Annotated in this window: 14 protein-coding genes, 2 pseudogenes and 1 other annotated feature; of the genes and pseudogenes, 9 read left to right on the top strand and 7 right to left on the bottom strand. The window is 62.6% G+C overall.

Annotated elements, in window-relative coordinates; genetic code table 11:
- The first annotated feature begins 137 nt into the window (after window positions 1-137).
- Genes ACZYZ4_RS16585 through ACZYZ4_RS16575 form a run of 3 tightly spaced genes read left to right on the top strand, consistent with a single transcriptional unit; the run spans window position 138 to window position 2,871 of the window.
- Window positions 138-1,163 carry an aldo/keto reductase gene (locus ACZYZ4_RS16585; protein ID WP_463862622.1) on the top strand — a complete coding sequence of 342 codons (1,026 nt, stop codon included), beginning with the start codon at window positions 138-140 and terminating at the stop codon, window positions 1,161-1,163.
- Window positions 1,160-1,603: a carboxymuconolactone decarboxylase family protein gene (locus ACZYZ4_RS16580; RefSeq protein WP_463861543.1), complete on the top strand. Its 444-nt coding sequence runs from the start codon at window positions 1,160-1,162 to the stop codon at window positions 1,601-1,603. The genes ACZYZ4_RS16585 and ACZYZ4_RS16580 overlap by 4 nt, the downstream gene beginning before the upstream one ends.
- Window positions 1,600-2,871 (top strand): MFS transporter, encoded by a 1,272-nt coding sequence (locus ACZYZ4_RS16575; RefSeq protein WP_463862621.1) that lies wholly within the window; start codon window positions 1,600-1,602, stop codon window positions 2,869-2,871. The genes ACZYZ4_RS16580 and ACZYZ4_RS16575 overlap by 4 nt, the downstream gene beginning before the upstream one ends.
- A 381-nt stretch (window positions 2,872-3,252) precedes the next feature.
- Here the strand turns inward: ACZYZ4_RS16575 and ACZYZ4_RS16570 are convergent, their stop codons facing one another.
- Window positions 3,253-4,584 (bottom strand): DUF2254 domain-containing protein, encoded by a 1,332-nt coding sequence (locus tag ACZYZ4_RS16570; protein ID WP_463862619.1) that lies wholly within the window; start codon window positions 4,582-4,584, stop codon window positions 3,253-3,255.
- 233 nt (window positions 4,585-4,817) lie between these two features.
- Here ACZYZ4_RS16570 and ACZYZ4_RS16565 point away from each other — a divergent pair, with 233 nt between their 5' ends.
- Both ACZYZ4_RS16565 and ACZYZ4_RS16560 read left to right on the top strand, forming a co-directional pair.
- Window positions 4,818-5,219, top strand: coding sequence for a DUF421 domain-containing protein (locus tag ACZYZ4_RS16565; protein ID WP_463862617.1), 402 nt, complete (start codon window positions 4,818-4,820; stop codon window positions 5,217-5,219).
- A gap of 420 nt (window positions 5,220-5,639) precedes the next feature.
- On the top strand, window positions 5,640-5,903 hold the full coding sequence (locus tag ACZYZ4_RS16560; RefSeq protein ID WP_463862616.1) for a hypothetical protein: 264 nt from the start codon (window positions 5,640-5,642) through the stop codon (window positions 5,901-5,903).
- A 111-nt stretch (window positions 5,904-6,014) separates the two neighbouring features.
- On the opposite strand, the gene nhaA is transcribed toward ACZYZ4_RS16560, so the two are convergent.
- A complete protein-coding gene (gene nhaA, locus ACZYZ4_RS16555; RefSeq protein ID WP_463862614.1) occupies window positions 6,015-7,358 on the bottom strand; it encodes a Na+/H+ antiporter NhaA in 1,344 nt (447 codons plus the stop codon).
- A 245-nt stretch (window positions 7,359-7,603) separates the two neighbouring features.
- Here nhaA and ACZYZ4_RS16550 point away from each other — a divergent pair.
- Window positions 7,604-8,824, top strand: a pseudogene (locus tag ACZYZ4_RS16550) (IS3 family transposase).
- Window positions 7,828-7,962 (top strand) — a sequence feature (AL1L pseudoknot). It overlaps the preceding pseudogene by 135 nt.
- 17 nt (window positions 8,825-8,841) lie before the next feature.
- Here ACZYZ4_RS16550 and yczE read toward each other — a convergent pair.
- Window positions 8,842-9,525, bottom strand: a complete 684-nt coding sequence (gene yczE / locus ACZYZ4_RS16545; RefSeq protein ID WP_463862612.1) for a membrane protein YczE — start codon at window positions 9,523-9,525, stop codon at window positions 8,842-8,844.
- Between the two features lie 59 nt (window positions 9,526-9,584).
- Here yczE and ACZYZ4_RS16540 point away from each other — a divergent pair, with 59 nt between their 5' ends.
- Window positions 9,585-10,958, top strand: a complete 1,374-nt coding sequence (locus ACZYZ4_RS16540; protein WP_463862611.1) for an aminotransferase-like domain-containing protein — start codon at window positions 9,585-9,587, stop codon at window positions 10,956-10,958.
- Window positions 10,959-10,967: 9 nt separating this feature from the next.
- On the opposite strand, the gene ACZYZ4_RS16535 is transcribed toward ACZYZ4_RS16540, so the two are convergent.
- The 3 genes from ACZYZ4_RS16535 to ACZYZ4_RS16525 form a co-directional block, all read right to left on the bottom strand.
- Complete coding sequence (locus ACZYZ4_RS16535; RefSeq protein ID WP_463862609.1) at window positions 10,968-11,300, bottom strand: hypothetical protein; 333 nt, start codon at window positions 11,298-11,300, stop codon at window positions 10,968-10,970.
- Window positions 11,301-11,362: 62 nt separating this feature from the next.
- Window positions 11,363-12,235 (bottom strand): cation diffusion facilitator family transporter, encoded by an 873-nt coding sequence (locus ACZYZ4_RS16530; RefSeq protein WP_463862607.1) that lies wholly within the window; start codon window positions 12,233-12,235, stop codon window positions 11,363-11,365.
- A gap of 179 nt (window positions 12,236-12,414) precedes the next feature.
- Window positions 12,415-13,359, bottom strand: coding sequence for a flavin-containing monooxygenase (locus tag ACZYZ4_RS16525; RefSeq protein WP_463862605.1), 945 nt, complete (start codon window positions 13,357-13,359; stop codon window positions 12,415-12,417).
- A gap of 54 nt (window positions 13,360-13,413) precedes the next feature.
- On the opposite strand from ACZYZ4_RS16525, the gene ACZYZ4_RS16520 reads away from it, so the two are divergent.
- Window positions 13,414-13,728 (top strand): ArsR/SmtB family transcription factor, encoded by a 315-nt coding sequence (locus ACZYZ4_RS16520; RefSeq protein ID WP_463862603.1) that lies wholly within the window; start codon window positions 13,414-13,416, stop codon window positions 13,726-13,728.
- 265 nt (window positions 13,729-13,993) lie between these two features.
- Here the strand turns inward: ACZYZ4_RS16520 and ACZYZ4_RS16515 are convergent.
- Window positions 13,994-14,827 (bottom strand): annotated as a pseudogene (locus ACZYZ4_RS16515) (PDDEXK nuclease domain-containing protein); the annotation flags it as partial.
- A 1,173-nt stretch (window positions 14,828-16,000) separates the two neighbouring features.
- On the opposite strand from ACZYZ4_RS16515, the gene ACZYZ4_RS16510 reads away from it, so the two are divergent.
- Window positions 16,001-16,525: a hypothetical protein gene (locus ACZYZ4_RS16510; protein ID WP_463862601.1), complete on the top strand. Its 525-nt coding sequence runs from the start codon at window positions 16,001-16,003 to the stop codon at window positions 16,523-16,525.
- The last annotated feature ends 184 nt before the right edge of the window (window positions 16,526-16,709 follow it).

The following is a 16,709-nucleotide window of genomic DNA, read 5'->3' as shown; positions in this document are numbered from 1 at the left end:
CCTCCGGGCAGCAATTCATCATGGGTGTATCGCACCCAGGTGCAGCGCTCCCGCGGTGACCCGCGGCCTGTTTGTTCCCTCGAAGTCCTGCAAGGGTTGAGATAACCGACCAACCACAACGATTCCCGGGAGTGAGAATGAAAAATGTCGCCATAGATGCGCACACGATGAGCCAGCGCCTACTTGGCGACCCGGTGGGTGCCATCGGCCTAGGTTGCATGGGCATGAGTGAGTTCTACGGACACACCGACGACGCCCAGTCCACCAAAGTCATCCACGCAGCACTGGACGCCGGCGTGAGCCTGCTGGACACGGCTGACATGTACGGCGACGGTCACAACGAGGAACTTATTGGCCGCGCCCTGGGCCCCCACCGGGATCGTGCTTTTGTCGCCACCAAGTTCGGCATCCGCCGCGAGGGCCGCAGCCGATGGAATGACGCCAGCGGCGACTACGCACGCGCGGCCTGTGATGCCTCGCTGCGGCGCCTCGGGATCGAGACCATCGATCTCTACTACCTGCACCGGTTAGATGGCCGCACCCCGATCGAAGAAACAATCGGCGCCATGGCAGAGTTGGTTCAGGCCGGAAAAGTGCGCTATATCGGGCTGTCCGAGGTCAATGTGCAGATCCTGCGCCGATCCAATGCCGTCCATCCAATCACGGCGCTGCAGAGCGAGTTATCGCTGTGGACCAGGGACGTGATCACCGACGGCGTACTCGACGCGGCGCGCGAACTTGGTACCGCCGTCGTCGCCTATTCCCCGCTGGGCCGTGGTCTGCTCACCGGCGAGATCGCCGCGCTGGACAGGCTGGACGACGACGACATCCGGCGGATCATGCCCCGGTTCGCGCACGGCAATCTCGAAGCCAATCTGGCACTGCTGGACGCGGTGAGTGCTGTGGCCGAGCGGCATGATGCTACTCGGGGGCAGATCGCCTTGGCCTGGGTCCTCGCCCAGGGCGCGGACGTGATCCCCATTCCCGGAACTAAGAGGGAAGAATACCTGGCCCAGAACATCGCCGCCGACGCCGTCAAACTGTCCCTCGCGCAACTCGAGGCGCTGGACTCCGCCTTCCTCGCGGACAACGTGAAGGGCGCAAGATACCCGGCCGCGACCTTGCCAGACACCCGCCCGATCCAGAAAGGCACATCATCATGACCTCTTCCGAATGGCAACAACCAAGCGAACGCGAACGCCTCGGCGGCGACGTCATGCGCAGCATCGGCCTCGACCCCGAAGCGGTGGTCGCCTCGGTGGCGCCGGTGGACGAGCGATTCGGCCACACGATCGTCGAATACGCCTTCGGCGAGATCATCGCCCGCCCCGAACTGGACCTACGCACCCGGCAATTAGTGACGGTCGCGGTGCTCGCCGCGATAGGCGGTTGCGAGGCCCAGTTAGAAGCGCACATCCCCGCCACACTGCGGGCTGGCGCCACCCGCACGGAGATCATTGCCGTACTCACCCACCTCACCCCGTACGCCGGCATTCCCCGAACGCTGAACGCGCTCTACCTGGCCAAAGGGCTGCTTGCCCCCGACCCAGCTGCCGGCAACGACACCAGCACCGAAATCAACTCCGAACGAAGGTCCGCGTGAGTACAACACCCCAAATGATGCCCCGCGCCGAGGCCGACCGCGGCGAAGTCACGGCCGCCGCGACCGATGGCGCGCGGTCGTGGCCCGCAGTGTGGGTTCTGGCCCTGGGAACCTTCTTGTTCGTCACGACTGAACTCCTGCCGGTCGGCCTGCTGCCGTCGATCGGGTCCGGGATGGGTGTCTCGATCGGTGTTGCCGGCCTACTCGTCTCGCTCTACGGGGGCATCGCCGCCGTCACCGCCGTACCACTGACCTCCCTGTTAGGGCGGCTGGACCGCCGTTGGCTGTTGTCCGGACTGCTGGGTGTGCTGATCGTCGGCAACCTGATCTCGGCGATCGCACCAAATTACGTGGTACTGATGCTGGCCCGGATGCTAATTGCGTTCGCGCACGGTGTGTTCTGGGCTACGACCCCCGCCGTGGGGACGCGACTGGTCGAACCCCGGCACGCCGTCCGCGCGATCGCAGTAGTGCTCGGCGGGATCTCTGTCGCCTCCGTCATCGGGGTGCCGCTGGGTACTGCCATCGGACAGGCGACTGATTGGCGCGTCGCTTTTCTTGTGATAGCCGGACTGGGTGTAATCGCATTGGTCGCCGTGCTCGCGCTCCTGCCCTCGTTGCCACCCCGCAACAGCGGCGGTCTGTCCGCAATTCCGAGGCTGCTACGCAACGGGCCGTTCCGAATCGCGATATTTGTTGCGGGCCTGACGATGATGGGCCACTACCTCGCCTACACCTACCTGACGCCTTATTTAGAGGCGGTTGTGGGCATTCCACCAGGCATGGTCAGCGTGCTGCTGCTGGTGTTCGGTGCCGCAGGTATCGCGGGTAACTTCCTCGCGGCCGGTGCGGTAGCGCGCAGCCTGCGGTGGTCACTGCTCGGGGCAGTTGGCCTGCTCGCCGCGTCATTGCTAGTCATGTCCCTCGGCGGCCAATCCACGGCGTTGGCCATCGTGTTGTTCGTGAGTTGGGGACTGTCCTACGCCGCCCTGCCGGTCTGCCTTCAGGCCTGGGTGCTGAGCTCGGCACCGCATGCCACCGACGCCGCTTCCTCGTTGTACGTCGCGGTCTTCAACGCCTCGATCGCACTGGGAGCCCTCACCGGAAGCTTTGCGGTCGAATCGGCCGGCATCGCCGCCGTCACCTGGCTCGGTGCTGCCCTAGTCGGCATCGGCCTGGTGGTGGTGACCATGTTCGGCACAAACACGGACAACCAGCCCTCTGATCATGAGACCCCGGAAATGAACGAGAAGAACGTCGACGCATAACAACGCACAGCACTTCACCCACCCTTCGTTCTGTTTTGAAAGGATGACTACGATAACGACCACTATTGAAACCTCGTACCCACTCCACACAGATCTCCACCCGCCCGTCGACTACGACCACGATGAGACCGTATGCCTGGTTGGCGACCGGTTCTCCGGCATGGCGGCGGTGCCAAGAGTGCAGACATTGAGCCGGTTCTTGGCGTCAACGCGTGGGTAGATATATCGCACGTTAGCCATACGAGATGTCACAGGGGTGTCTTGAAAAGCTTTTGGTTTAAGAGGCAGAAGCATCTGGCGCGGTCTCGGCGAGCTCCGCAGTTGCTGCAGGTCCGGAGGCCCGCGCCGGGGCGCCGGCCCTTCTATCCTGGGCCGGGTATCTCATCCGTTTTCATTGCTCCTGGGTGCTAGATTCTTTGCGTGCAGAAGGACTAGGGAATCTGCTTGGTCCAGGAGGCTTTTTCGCTCAGCGGGCGAATAGTCGGCGGCACCGATGGCGTTGCGCATCCGGCCCAGGTGGTCCAGGACCTCAGTGCGGTATCGGCCCCTTTGGTCGCACCAGGTGAGCTCGTGAAGCAGCTCCAGGAGGCGCGCTGCTACAGCCGAATCTGCCGCTCCGTATTGCCGGGGCTGGTTCATCGCCATTTCGAGAAGGTCCTTTAGCTCAGGAAGCGAAACCACCACCCTCACCCGACCGTCCTCGTCAGTGAGATGCTGCTGACCGGGATCCCTCTGTGCCAGCCTGCACAGGAGAACAGAGAGGTGCCCGATAATGTGCACCGCCGTGGTGGGGTCGTTGATGCCGGGAGAGAGCGCACGTGCGGCCACATCCACCAACTGGCGGAACCCGAACCCGACGTCCTGGACGTGGGTGCGTTCAAAGCCGGTGGCCACAGCAGCGTTAGCATCTTCGGTCAGCTTTTCCAGGACTTCGGGTGCAAACCTTGATCCCGGCTTGGCGGGCCAGGCGGTGGCGAAGGGAACGCCTTTCACCAGGGAGCTGCCCGGCTCCCGGTCAATCCGTATCACTGCCCCCGCATCTTCCGCCGCCCGCATCAGTGCTCCCTTGGCGAAGGAGGTCAGGAACCCGGAGCTGGTGGAGTTGATGAGGTACGTTTCGGACACCGGGACTGGATTCTGCCCCGGTGTAGGGCGGTCTTCCGGGAAAACGCGGTCGATGGTTTCCTGGGTTTCGACATTGACCCTGCGCATCATGGTTTCCACCCGGATCTCCCGCGTAAGGTGCGCCAGGAAGAGCACCAGCCCGATGACACTGGCTATCGCGAGCACGAACGCGACGGTGACGGAAATTTCAGGTACGAACGGGCTTGTTCCGTTGCTTTCACCACGAACGCTTCGAAGGACGGTCAACGCGAAGGCGAAGGCAGCTAGAAAGAGGGCCAGCGTACCGTGGACAAATGGGTCGGAGGTGAAAGTCCGAAGCAGTCGCGGGGAGAACTGGCTGCTGGCCAGCTGCAGCGTGACCACGGTAAGCGAAAAGGTCAGGGACGTCACCGTGATGAGGGATCCCGAGATCGCCTGCAGGACAGACCTGGCCGCCTCCGGTCCTCCGCTGAAGAGAAAAACAGTAACGCTTTCGGGCAACTCTCCGTCAACTGCAGCATCCAACGCGGGCAACGCTGTCCCCAGGACCAGCGCCAGGACAACCGCTAATACCGGAAGAGGCCACAGCTGTGTCCGCAAAGAGTCCATCCACTGCGCACCACGCCCAGTCATCCGCAGACATCCGCTGGCATTACAGGTGCTTCAGTCATTGTTTCTGCTCTCGTAAAAGGACCAGTGGCCGACAGGAGTTTTCGCAGTTCGCCCTACCCCGTCCGTCGGCTCGAAGCTGGCTGAACTGGAAATACTAAGCGTACTGTCAAGTAGTTCCTCTGTCCGTGGTAGCAGCCCAAAAACTCCAAGCTCGAAGGAGCGCCATGCTGATGAAAGCCCAAGTACTGCTGGAGACAAGGCAGGAATCGTATGTGGTTGACTCCTGGGCGGAGATCCTGCGCGTCCTGATTATCGGCTCGGTTTCGTATGCAGCCTTGGTGGTGCTCCTCCGGGTCTCCGGCAAAAGGACCCTGGGGCAGCTGAACGCATTCGACTTCATCGTCACAGTCGCCTTCGGCTCAACCCTGGCAACGATCCTGCTCAGTTCCGACGTCGCCTTTCTTGAAGGACTGACGGCGCTGGTGCTGCTGGCTGCGCTGCAGTTCGTCGTCGCATGGGCGTCCGCGCACGTGCCCGGAGCAGGGATCATCAGAGTGATCCCGGAGAGCAAACTCGGCAACAGCTCAGCCCTCAAAGGCGTCCAGGGCGCGCCCATGTCAGAGGGCCCATGACCGGCTCTGGACGAGGCCCCGCGCCCGGCGGTGGCACCGCCGGAAGCGACCGGCTACGCACAGCTGAAGTATTGGCCCGCCGTCTGGATAAGCCCATGGGGATCCTCGGCGTCATTTTCCTTTTTGTGGTCCTTGGCCAGCTCATTGCAACAGAGCCGGTCATGGCGGGAGTTCTCGCCGTCGTGGGATGGCTGTTCTGGGCAGTGTTCGTGGCTGAATTCCTGCTACGCGCCTACGTCGCAGGCTTCAGCAAAGACTTCTGGAGGAGGAGCTGGTGGCAGGTGGTCTTCCTCCTCGTACCGTTCCCTGAGGTTCTTCCGTGCTCTGCAGGCGCTCAGGCTCGTCCGCATCGCCAGGCTGGCCCGCTATGGCTCGATCCTCTCAGCAGGGGTTCGCGGCTCCCGCTCGGCCGGAAAGCTTTTGACCAGCAGGATTGGATGGTTAACCGCCGTCACAGCGGTGGTCATCCTGGCATCAAGTCAGCTCCTCTATGCAACAGGCGAACACGCCTCTTACGCCGAATCCCTCTTCGAGTCAGCCATGGCCGCCATCACGGGCACCGGAATCACGGGTTCCAGCATCTTTTCCCGCATCATCCAGGTCCTTCTGGCCATCTACTCGGTGGCAGTCTTCGCAACCCTCGCCGGTACCCTGGGCGCATTCTTCCTGAGAAAGAAGGACTAAGCGTCACTACGGGCCTTAGAGCATCCAAACATAGCAGCAGCTATTTCTCAGGGCGAGTCGTCCGTGGAGATGCGTTCCGGTAGGGGACCCTGCAAATGTGCGGACCGAAGGTCACGGGCGGCGGTCCTCTTCGTAAACGTCCGGGATGCCGTCCCGGTCAGTGTCGATGGCCTCTTCCGCTTCCACAGCACGGTACTGACGATTCCGGGCGCCCAAAACTACCGCAGCAAAAAGTGCCGCCAGCAGCGAGGCGGCGAGGATCCCCACCTTGGCGTGGTCATCGTGGGCGCTGCCTTGTCCGAAGCTCAGCTCGGCCACGAGGAGCGAAACTGTGAAGCCGATCCCGGCCAAAAGGGACACCCCGAATACATCGATCCATTTCAAGGACCGGTCCAGGGACGCTCTCGTTGCCTTGGTGAGGAGCCAGGTGGTGCCCATGATCCCGACCGGTTTGCCCAGCACCAACGCCACGATGATGCCGATGGCTACAGGGTCAGTCACTGCCGAGATCAGGCCGTCCCAGCCGCCCACGGCGACACCGGCGGAGAAGAAAGCAAAGACGGGGACCGCGATCCCGGCGGAAATCGGCCGGAACCGGTGTTCGAAGATCTCGGAGAGGCCAGGACCCGCAGAGGGGCCGCCGCTGGCCTGCGACCGGATCACAGGGATGGCGAAACCCAGCAGCACACCGGCGACGGTGGCATGGATACCGGAGGCATGCACCAACACCCAGGTGATCACGCCCAGCGGAAGAAGGATCACCCACGCCGCAGCGGGTCTGGTGCCGAAGAACCGGCGGTACTTTTGGGCCAGGAAGGTATATACCGCCAGCGGAATGAGGGCCAGGAGCAGCGGCCCGGCTTGGATGTCGCTGGAATAGAACACCGCGATAATGCTGATGGCCAGAAGGTCATCGACCACGGCCAAAGTCAGCAGGAAGATCCGCAGTGCGCTGGGCAGGTGCGAACCGATGATCGCCAACACAGCCAGGGCAAAAGCGATGTCCGTTGCCGTAGGGATAGCCCAGCCCCGCAGGGTATCGGGACTGGTCAGATTGATCAGTGCATAAATAGCCGCAGGAACTGCCACACCACCGACAGCCGCTGCAATGGGCACCACGGATTTGCTGAACTGGCGGAGGTCTCCGGCCACAAACTCACGCTTGAGTTCCAGCCCCACGAGGAAAAAGAAGATCGCCAACAGTCCGTCGGCAGCCCACGCGCCCAGGCTGAGTTCCAGGTGCCACGGCTCGTACCCGATGCGGAAATCACGCAACGCGAAATAGCTAGCGGAAACCGGGGAATTTGCCCAGATCAGGGCAATGACCGCTGCTGCGACCAACAAGATGCCGCCAACGGTTTCCTTCCGCAGGATCTCACCGATGCGCAGCACTTCGCCGTAGCTTCCCCGTCCCAAAACGGAGGAACGCGGAGGAACAGACAAATTCTCACTCATAAAGGCGTCCTAAACATAGGTTCGACAAAGAGCATGCCTACCAGACCTCCCGGCTCACCTGCATCAGTCTAGTCATCGGCATCGCTCAATGACTGGCAGCTGACAACTGCGCCTGGTCGGACTCAAGCGGACCGATTATGACCGGCATGCTGAACCGTACCGGGTTTGATGCCGCTTCCTTTTTTGTGAAGGATAGCGATTATGCCCACGCGATACCCCAGGATCAGCGTGAGCGTGCCGTGCGGATGGTCCTGGACCATCTCGGTGAGTACGACTCCGTTTTTGCCGCCTGCTCCGCCATCGGACCGAAGCTGAACATCGGCAGGGAGTCCCTGCGCCGGTGGGTTCTCCAGGCCCAGATCGACGCGGACGAACGCCCCGGCGTCAGCAGTGCCGAGCAGACCCGGATCAGGGAGCTGGAGAGGGAGAACAGTGAGCTGCGGGAGGCAAACGAGATCCTGAAGAAAGCCTCGATTTTCTTCGCGAGGGAGCTCGACCCTCGCCGCCGCAAATAGCCGGATTCATCGACGAACTGCGTGCCGATGGCCACGGGGTCGAGCCGGCCTGCAAGGTCCTGCGTGAGCAGGGCGTGCAGGTCGCCCCGCGGACCTACCGGTCCTGGAAAGCCAAAGCACCCGCTGCCCGGACTGTCACGGACGCTGCTATCGTCAACGCGCTAAAGGACACGGCGAAGATACCGGAATCCCTGTACGGACGGCGGAAAATGACCGCCTGGCTGCGCCGTGAAGGCCATGACGTCGGCCAGATGCACTGTGGACCGGCTCATGCGGGATGAAGCCATGAACGGCCTGATCCGGGGCCGGAAACCCAAAGCCGGTGCAGCCCCGAAGGACTCCCCGCGTGCCCCGGATCTGCTGAACAGTGACTTCACCGCGGCCCGGCCGAACGCCGTGTGGGTCACCGACTTCACCTATGTCAGGACGTGGTCCGGCTTTGCGTATGTGGCCTTCGCGATTGATGTCTTCTCCCGGGCGATCGTGGGCTGGCACAGCGCCACGATCAAGGACACGGATATGGTGCTCACCACCTTGAAGATGGCGCTCTGGCGCCGGGACCAGGCCGGAACGCCGGTCCCTGCGGGCATGGTCCATCACAGTGACGCCGGATCCCAGTACACCTCGATCCGGTTCGGAGAGGCACTGCTGCTCGAAGGCCTGGCGGCTTCTGTCGGCAGCGTCGGCGATGCGTACGATAACGCCCTCGCGGAATCCACGATCGGTCTGTTCAAGAACGAATGCGTCCGTAAAGGCAGCCCCTTCCTGAAAGGCCCGCTCAAGCAGTTGGCGGATGTGGAGAAGGCGACCATGGACTGGGTCCACTGGTACAACACAGAGCGGCTGCACAGCACCTTGGCCATGATCCCGCCCGACGAATTCGAGCGGAACTACTATGCTCAAATAGACGCCTTGTCAGACGACGAGGCCACCAGCAAGAAGACGGCCTAAAACCCGGTACGGTTCACTCACCCCGTACGGCGCGACTCTGGCGCGCGGGGATGGAGAGAGACGATGGTTCGCGGGAGGAAGACGCCGAGCAGGGGGCCCATGCAGAGCGCGACCAGGATAGTGCCGATGCCCAAAGTTCCGCCCAGCAGCCAGCCAGTGGTGGCGACGATGACTTCGATGCAGGTTCTGACGCGCCAGACGGGCTGGCCAGTCGTCCGTGTGAGGCCGGTCATGATCCCATCGCGGGGTCCAGCCCCGAATTGCGCCCCCAGATAGACCGCATCGAAGAAGGCCAACAACACAAGCCCGGACACAAGGTAGACGACTTGCGCCGTCAGGGTGTCGGCCGCCGGCAGCACCAGCGCAGTCCAGTCGGCAGCGAGCCCGACGAGACACACGTTGAGCAGCGTCCCAAGACCTGGCATCTCCCGCAGGGGAATCCACGCGAGCAACACGACCACGGCGATCGCATTGGTCGTCCAGCCAAAGCTCATTCCCGTCTGTCGGGCGACGCCCTCGGTCAGGACATTCCAACTCGCCGCTCCGAGCCCAGACTGGACCAATGTCATGACGGCCGCGCCATAGCCGACCAGGCCGACCAGCAGTTGGATGAGTCTGCGCGCCGTTCGACCGGCGCGCAGCTGTTCGACGGCGTTGAGGTTGAGAAGCGTCGGAGAGTCCTTCGAAGGCGTAGTGGTCATGCCCCATCTTCTGGGCAGCTGGACTGGTATTCCATAGCCAGATGAACGATGCTGGACCCGTGAACACGTCCCCCCACGCTGTCGCAAGGAAGATCGCCGACTGGCGCTCCGCCGATGGGCCAGCTCACCACAAGCTGGCGGCTGCTCTGCGACTCGCCGTCCTTGACGGCCGTATTGCCCTTGGTGACCGCCTGCCCAGCGAACGATCCCTGGCGCAGGCGATCGGGGTCAGCCGAACCACCGTCACCACCGCCTACCGAGATTTGGCCGACAATGGGTTTCTGTCCACCTCTGAACGACGTCGTACACTGGCGAGCCTTCCGCCGAGCCGTCTGGGGCCCGAGCCCGACACGCCCGCCACCGATGTGATCGACCTGTCCACGGCGTCACCTCTGGCTCCCGAACGCCACATCCACGCCGCCTACTCACACGCCCTCAACCGCCTGCCGGCCCACCTTGGCCACACCGGCTATGACCGCACTGGAATCCCTGAACTGCGCGCGGCAGTCGCTCGATGGTTCACTGCTCGAGGGCTGGTCACCGCTTCAGACCAGATCCTCATAACGCATGGCGCTCAGCACGCCCTGTCCTTGGTGGCCCAGACCCTGCTGAGCGCTCACCCGCGCATCCTGGTCGAACATCCCACCTACCCCAACGCTCTCGAACTGTTCCATCTGCTCGGCGCCCGGGTGACAGCGACGCCACCCGTGAGGAGCCCCGACGACCTGGATCTATGGCGCCCTCTGCTGCAGCAAGCCGACCTCGTCTACGTTGTGCCGGACTTCCACAACCCCACTGGAACCAGTCTGCCGATCTGGGCGCGTGAGGCCCTGCACACGCCTAACCTGTTGGTGGTGGATGAGTCCATGGTCGCGCTCGGCCTCGACGGCCAGTGCTTGCCCGATAGCCCGCCCATGGCCTCGTTCCACCCTGGAGCCATCACCGTCGGATCCGCGTCGAAGAGCCTGTGGGGAGGGCTACGGGTCGGGTGGCTGCGGGCGCCCCGTCCGCTCATCACCCGCTTGGCACGTCGACGTCCCGTTTCAGACTTGGGGAACTCCGTGCTCGATCAGCTGGCCGTTGCGGACCTGCTCGATGCCGGCCTCGCAGTCGACGAGCAGACCTCTTGGCAGCGAACCGAGCGCTGCGACCACCTCCGGGCCGCGCTGCTCGAATCTGCTCTCGACGTCAGCACCATCGAGCGACCCAGCGGCGGCTTGGCGCTCTGGGTGCAGCTCGAGGAACCCGTTGCGGCTCTGATGGCCACTCGCGCCAGCGCCTACGGGCTTGAGCTAAGCGCGGGCCCTCGGTTCAGCCCTCTCGGAGCTTTCCAACGCCACCTTCGTATCCCCTACACGCTGCCCATCGCACAACTCGACCAGGCCGTCAGCCGGCTCGTTGCCTTGCGTGCATCCGTGGGTTTGAGGAGATAGGGCAAAGACTCAGGCCAGGCTCGCGCGCACCCAGGGTGCTCTGCCTCCACGAAACCGAGAGGCCGGTCGGTTCCACGGCTCGTGGGAATTGTGCCCGGGCCATCCAGGCCCGCCGAGCAGGCACTGAAGGGGTTTCCTAGGTTCCGTCCGCGAGAAGTACAGGCCCTGCTTGCGGCAGCCGCCGCCTCCCTGGTAGCAGTGCAGCAGCCCGCCGAACACCTCGATCATGGCCACCGCATTCCCAGTCACGGTGAAGCTGCCGTGACCGGGAATGTTCGCCGCCAGGCTTTGGCCAACCGTCGGGAACGCCATCAACCAGGCCTTCTCATTGATGATGACCATGGGTGGACAGTGCCGGTTCGGCCTCGGTTTTTCGCCCGCTGGGGTCGTGACGGCCTTGAGCGTCACGTCGTCGAGTTTGGGGAGCGCATGCCCGAGCCGATGCTCGGCATCCCGGACGGTCTCTTCAACCGCCGACAGGGTGTTGTCGGCAACAATGACGGTTGCCGCGCCCTGGAGTCGGTGCCGACCCATTGCAGCTGCAGCCGTGGCACGGACAGAATGCCGGGCGTGCCCTCGAGGGTGGTTTGCGCGCGGGCGACGAGGTCGGGTTCGATGCCGTCCATGAGCCGGCGGCCAACGCTGCGTACCGTGCCCCACAGCAGGGCGATGATCGCCACGGAAATCAGCAGGCCAATGATCGGGTCGGCAAGCGGGAAGCCGAGCATCACGCCCACGGCGCCGAACACCACGGCGAGGGAGGTGAATCCGTCGGTGCGTGCGTGCACGCCATCGGCTACGAGTGCGGCCGACCCGATCTTTTGTCCGACCCGGATGCGGTACACCGCCACGATCTCGTTGCCGGCGAATCCGATCATACCTGCCGCGAGCACCCACCAGAGGTTTTCGAGCGGTTGCGGGTTGAACAGCCGCTCGATCGACTGCCATGCGGCAAGGACGGCGGACAGGGCGAGGACCACGACGATGAACAGTCCGGCCAGGTCCTCGGCCCGCCCGTAGCCGTAGGTGTATCGTTTAGTGGCCGCCCGGCGGCCCAGGATAAACGCTATCCACAAGGGCACGGCCGTCAGCGCATCTGAGAAGTTGTGGATGGTGTCTGCCAGCAGGGCCACGGAACCGCCAATCGCCACCACGATGACCTGTAGCGCCGTCGTGGCCAGCAGGATGACCATGCTGATTTTCAGTGCCCGGATGCCTTCCTTGCTTGCCTCCAAGGCATCATCGATTGAATCGGACGAGTCGTGGGTGTGTGGCACAAACAGTTCAAACAGCCAGCCCTTGAAACCCGAGTGGCCCTATGCCGTTTCGGTTTCAGGATGACCGAGAAAGGCCGTGGAGGGAGTGCCTGTGCATCCCTTACAACAGGGCCGAGACCACATGGCTGGCATCGCGCCCAACTCCCCGGAGCGTTGCCGAGGCAAAAGTGCGTTGTCCTTCAAGTCCGACAAAGCCCAGACGGGGAACCACCGTTGAGACGCCTTGGGTATGTAGCGGCATCCCGGACGGATCCAAGGCGCCACTTTGGGCCAGGTATTTTCACATGGGGTCGGAAGCCCGTGGCAAAAATCAGGACATCGATCGGTTCAATGGTGCCGTCGTCCCATTCCACCCCTTGAGGGTGGATCCGATGGAACATACGACGTTGCTCTGGCTTACCGCCGGCAAGTTGCCGACGGTAACCGTTGCCGTCGACCACGGGAACCGACCGAGGGACCCACGGAGACCGATCAATTCCGGTCTTGGCCAGCCACCAATGCAAATCCTTGCCGAGCATCCGCTGGCGCTGCCAGCGAACGGGGCTGCGCGTCACGAGGCTCACCCGCGCAGTCTCCGCCAGTTCGACGGCTATCTGGACCCCTGAGTTCCCACCACCCACCACCAAGACCCGTTGCCCGGCAAACGGTTCCGGCGATACGTACTCCGATGAATGCAAAACCTTTCCCTGGAAATTCGGAAGTCCGGGGATCTGCGGGGTGTAGGGCGAATCGAAGTTGCCGCTGGCCGCGACCACCCGGTGAACACGATGGGTCACACCGGCTGACGTAGTGACTTCAAAGGAATTCTCGTTTCGGGTAAGGGCCGTTACTTGCTGGTTCCACAGAAAGTCGGCGTCCAGACTGCCGGCATACCTGGTGAGATACGAAACCACTTCGTCTCGCCCGGGGTATCGATCCTCGTCGCCAGGGAAGGGTAAACCGGGCAGCGAGGAAAAACCTGCCGGGGAAAAGAGGGTAAGCGAGTCGTAGTAGCTGGCCCACGAGCCCCCGGCGCTTGGTGCCTTGTCCAGGACCAGCGGGCGGATGCCCTGCTGCATGAAGGCGTACGCGGCGACCAATCCCGATTGACCCGCACCAATCACCACAGCGTCATGTGTTTTCATGCCGCCAACATATCGTAATATCGCGACATGACGAAATTAGGCTATTCTGACTGCATGACTACCGAGGCCCAGTTTCCCGACATAACGACGACCTTTCTCAAGGCGTTGGCAAGTCCGGCAAGGCAGCAGATTCTGATGCTTTTCGCCCAGGGACAGACGCTGACGGTCGGGCAAGTGGCCAAAGCCTGCGGCATTGCCTCGTCCACCGCATCCGAGCAATTGAGCGCACTACGAACCGCCGGCATGCTTACCTCGTCCAAGCAAGGAAAAGTGGTTGAGTATCGCCCGAACGTGGAAGGACTGAGGGAGCACCTCAAAACCCTCGAAAGTTATCTCTTGGCATGCTGCCCGACACCGGATGCCACCTAGAGCTCGAAAGGTCGGCTCGCCCTCCTTGTCGCCATCGCATCGGTACTGCGCGGCCATTCTGCACCACCGTCCCCACCCATGAACGCAGGGAACAAACCCTCGCCAGGCACCTCGCCCAGTGGGCAGAACAGCCCTACCGTTAACTAGCTGTATTTTGTACGACAATTACCCGACTTACTCCCCCCCGGCTATCCAGCATGAGCGGAGATCCGGGGCAGCGACCGGCATGCTCAGCTGTCAGATTTTGATATTCACGATTAACTGCTCACCTTAACTCCTCACGCTCGTCAGGCTCTGCCCATTCGAGTGCGGCCACGATATGTCCTTCATCCGGCAGTATGTGCTGCTCTGCTGAAGGAAGTTTGTCGTAGGTGTAGGCGGCGACGGCCATTGGTGAGGTGGAGCGTCCGAGGCTGTAGCGCACGCGGCGGTCATTTTTGGTGCCGCAGATGAGGATGCCGATGGTTTCGTTGTGGTGGTCGCGCCGGAGCATGTCGTCCACGAGGGCGACGTAGAAGTTGAGTTTCCCGGCAAATTCTGGCTGGAACTTGCCGGTCTTAAGCTCGATGACGACGTACCGGAGCTGCTCGATGTGAAAAAACAGCATGTCTACGTAAAAATCGTCCCCGTCAACATCGAAGTGGACCTGCCGGCCGACGAAGGCAAATCCTGGGCCCAGTTCGCGGAGGGTTTCCGTGATCCTGCTGGTGAGGGCATTTTCGAGGTCGCGTTCCGCCACTTCACCGGAGAGGCCGAGGAATTCGAAGTTGTAGGGGTCCTTTGCCACCTGTTGAGCAAGCTCGGAGTCTCGCGCAACAAGCTGTTGCGCGAAATTCGAGGGTGCTGCCCCAGTACGTTCCAAGGTCTTGTTCATGATCATGTTCATCAAGACGTTTCGGGACCATCCGTACTCGACCGCCGCCGATGCGTACCAGTCCCGGTCCTTCTGGCTCTTGACCTTGTCCAGTAGCAGGGTGATGTGGCCCCATGGCAATTGCGCAACAGCCTGTTGCGCAATTGAGGTCGACCAGGCTTTGGCGAAGGTGGTCATGTACTGGAGGTTCCGGGGAGAGAATCCCTTCATCTCGGGGAACTCAGCGGCCCTGTGAACGGCAAACAACACCTGCCCCACCCGTGAGGGCCTGCCGGGGCCCGCCCCGCACACGGAAGCCCCGACCGACCTGAACACTCACGAAAATCAAGGATCGATCATGCCCCGCATCCCAGCACACACCGTCGACAGCGCCCCTGAAGGCTCGAAGGAAATAGCCGGCACTCTGGAACGCCGGATGGGTAAGTTCCTGAACATCCATGCCGGATGGCCCACTCACCGGCCGTCCTCGGCGCCTATGACGGGATTTCGCAGGCCATCACCGCCCATGGATCCTTCGACGCGCGCACCAAGGAAGCCATCGCCCTGGCGGTGGGAAATCGTGATCCGGAAATTTTGGGTGGCGCTTGCGCCGGTGAAGGACCGGCTAACGGGCACGTAGCCTGCGATTGTGAGGCACCATGGAGTCATGGCTACGAGACCACGAATGGCGCCCCAGGCAGGTACGGTGCTCGACGCCCTTGAGAACTCACTTGGTGCTAAGCCGACGCAGCGAGAGCTGGCGATGCTGAGTCTCGCCGAGCTAGACCAGCTCGCGGCTGTGCTGGAGGAGTTTTGGCTGGCTCAAGCAGACGAGGCGATCCCTGGTGGCGCCTCGCTTGTTGGCGGATGGAGGAGCGCCTACGGGAGTGAGCCATCTTTTCGTGAGGATTTGAGTGACTCACTGCTGTACTACCCGAGGATGCTGTTGCTCGACCCGCTCGCCAACTTTTTCGATGATCGATCCGCGTTGCCCGACCCTAGGGGTATCCGCTATCGACGTCGTGATGGGGTCGACAACGTGGTTCATGCCGGGGCCAAGATCTGGAGCCGAGCCGGCTCCTATGAGTCGATGCGGGAGGACCCCGCGTCGGCCGCCGCCCGGTTCGCCGGAATTGTCCATAACCTGTATGCCCTCGAGGGACTGATTCACGATGGCGTTGTCGTGCTCCGCAGCCAGTGGCCGATTCTCACCCGTCGTAGGGTGCAGCTGGAAGCCGTCGTCCGGCACGATGTTGCGTCGAAGGAGCTCCAGGACTTATCGCGTCGATCCCGCCGGACAAGATCGGGCCGACGGCCTGGGACAACCTGCAAGGTCTGTCGTCGTTGTCGCTTGACGGCCCGATACGTCCCGCTGACGAAAAGTGGTGAGCTGAGCCGTTCTTCTACTACATCGACAAGATGCTCGCGATTGCCGACGCGTTCGACGCGCAATACGTGCCGTCGTCAGAAGCCGATCTGAGCTTATTGAGGAAGAAGGTCACGATTGGAGCGCATCGTGTGCACCCCGAGGCGATGCTCCGAGAGGTGTCTCGCGTCGCGGTGCCGTCGATCGAGGTGTCCGTCCGGCAGGCGGCCGCAATCCGCAGATCATCGAGCGACTTCGAGGACTGGCGCAGTGTCTTGCGGAGCATCCAGCGCGGAGCGTCAGGCGACTCACCCGACGAGCTGCGGCCCCGAGTGAATAAAGTGCGCCGCGACCTCGAGAGCTCATCGCTTAGGGACCTCGTGCGAACTGACGGCACGGACGTAATCATCGATGGCGCTCTTGGGTTCTCTGTTGCCTTCGCGACCCAGGAGCCGCTTTGGGGAGCAGCCGCCACCGTCGGTTCGGGGGTTTTGCAGTGGATACGCAAGGCGTACACAAGGGACCGGCCGACTGGGGCGGATGCTGTGTTGACCACCCTCCTACGCGACCGGAAGTAGGGGTGACGGGGAGCTCAGGGGTCCCGTAAAAGTTCCTCATGCTGGGCGACCCACGCTGCAGCGAATCTGTCCCGCTGGGCGTTCCCGTTACGGACAAGTAGTGGGGGCCGTGCGGACGACGTTGGACATTTCGTGCAGACGACTTCGGAAAATGACAATTGAGGACGTCGGTCGGCGATAGGCT

Source organism: Pseudarthrobacter adonitolis, from assembly GCF_055412845.1.
This window is presented reverse-complemented; position numbering and strand designations above follow the sequence as displayed.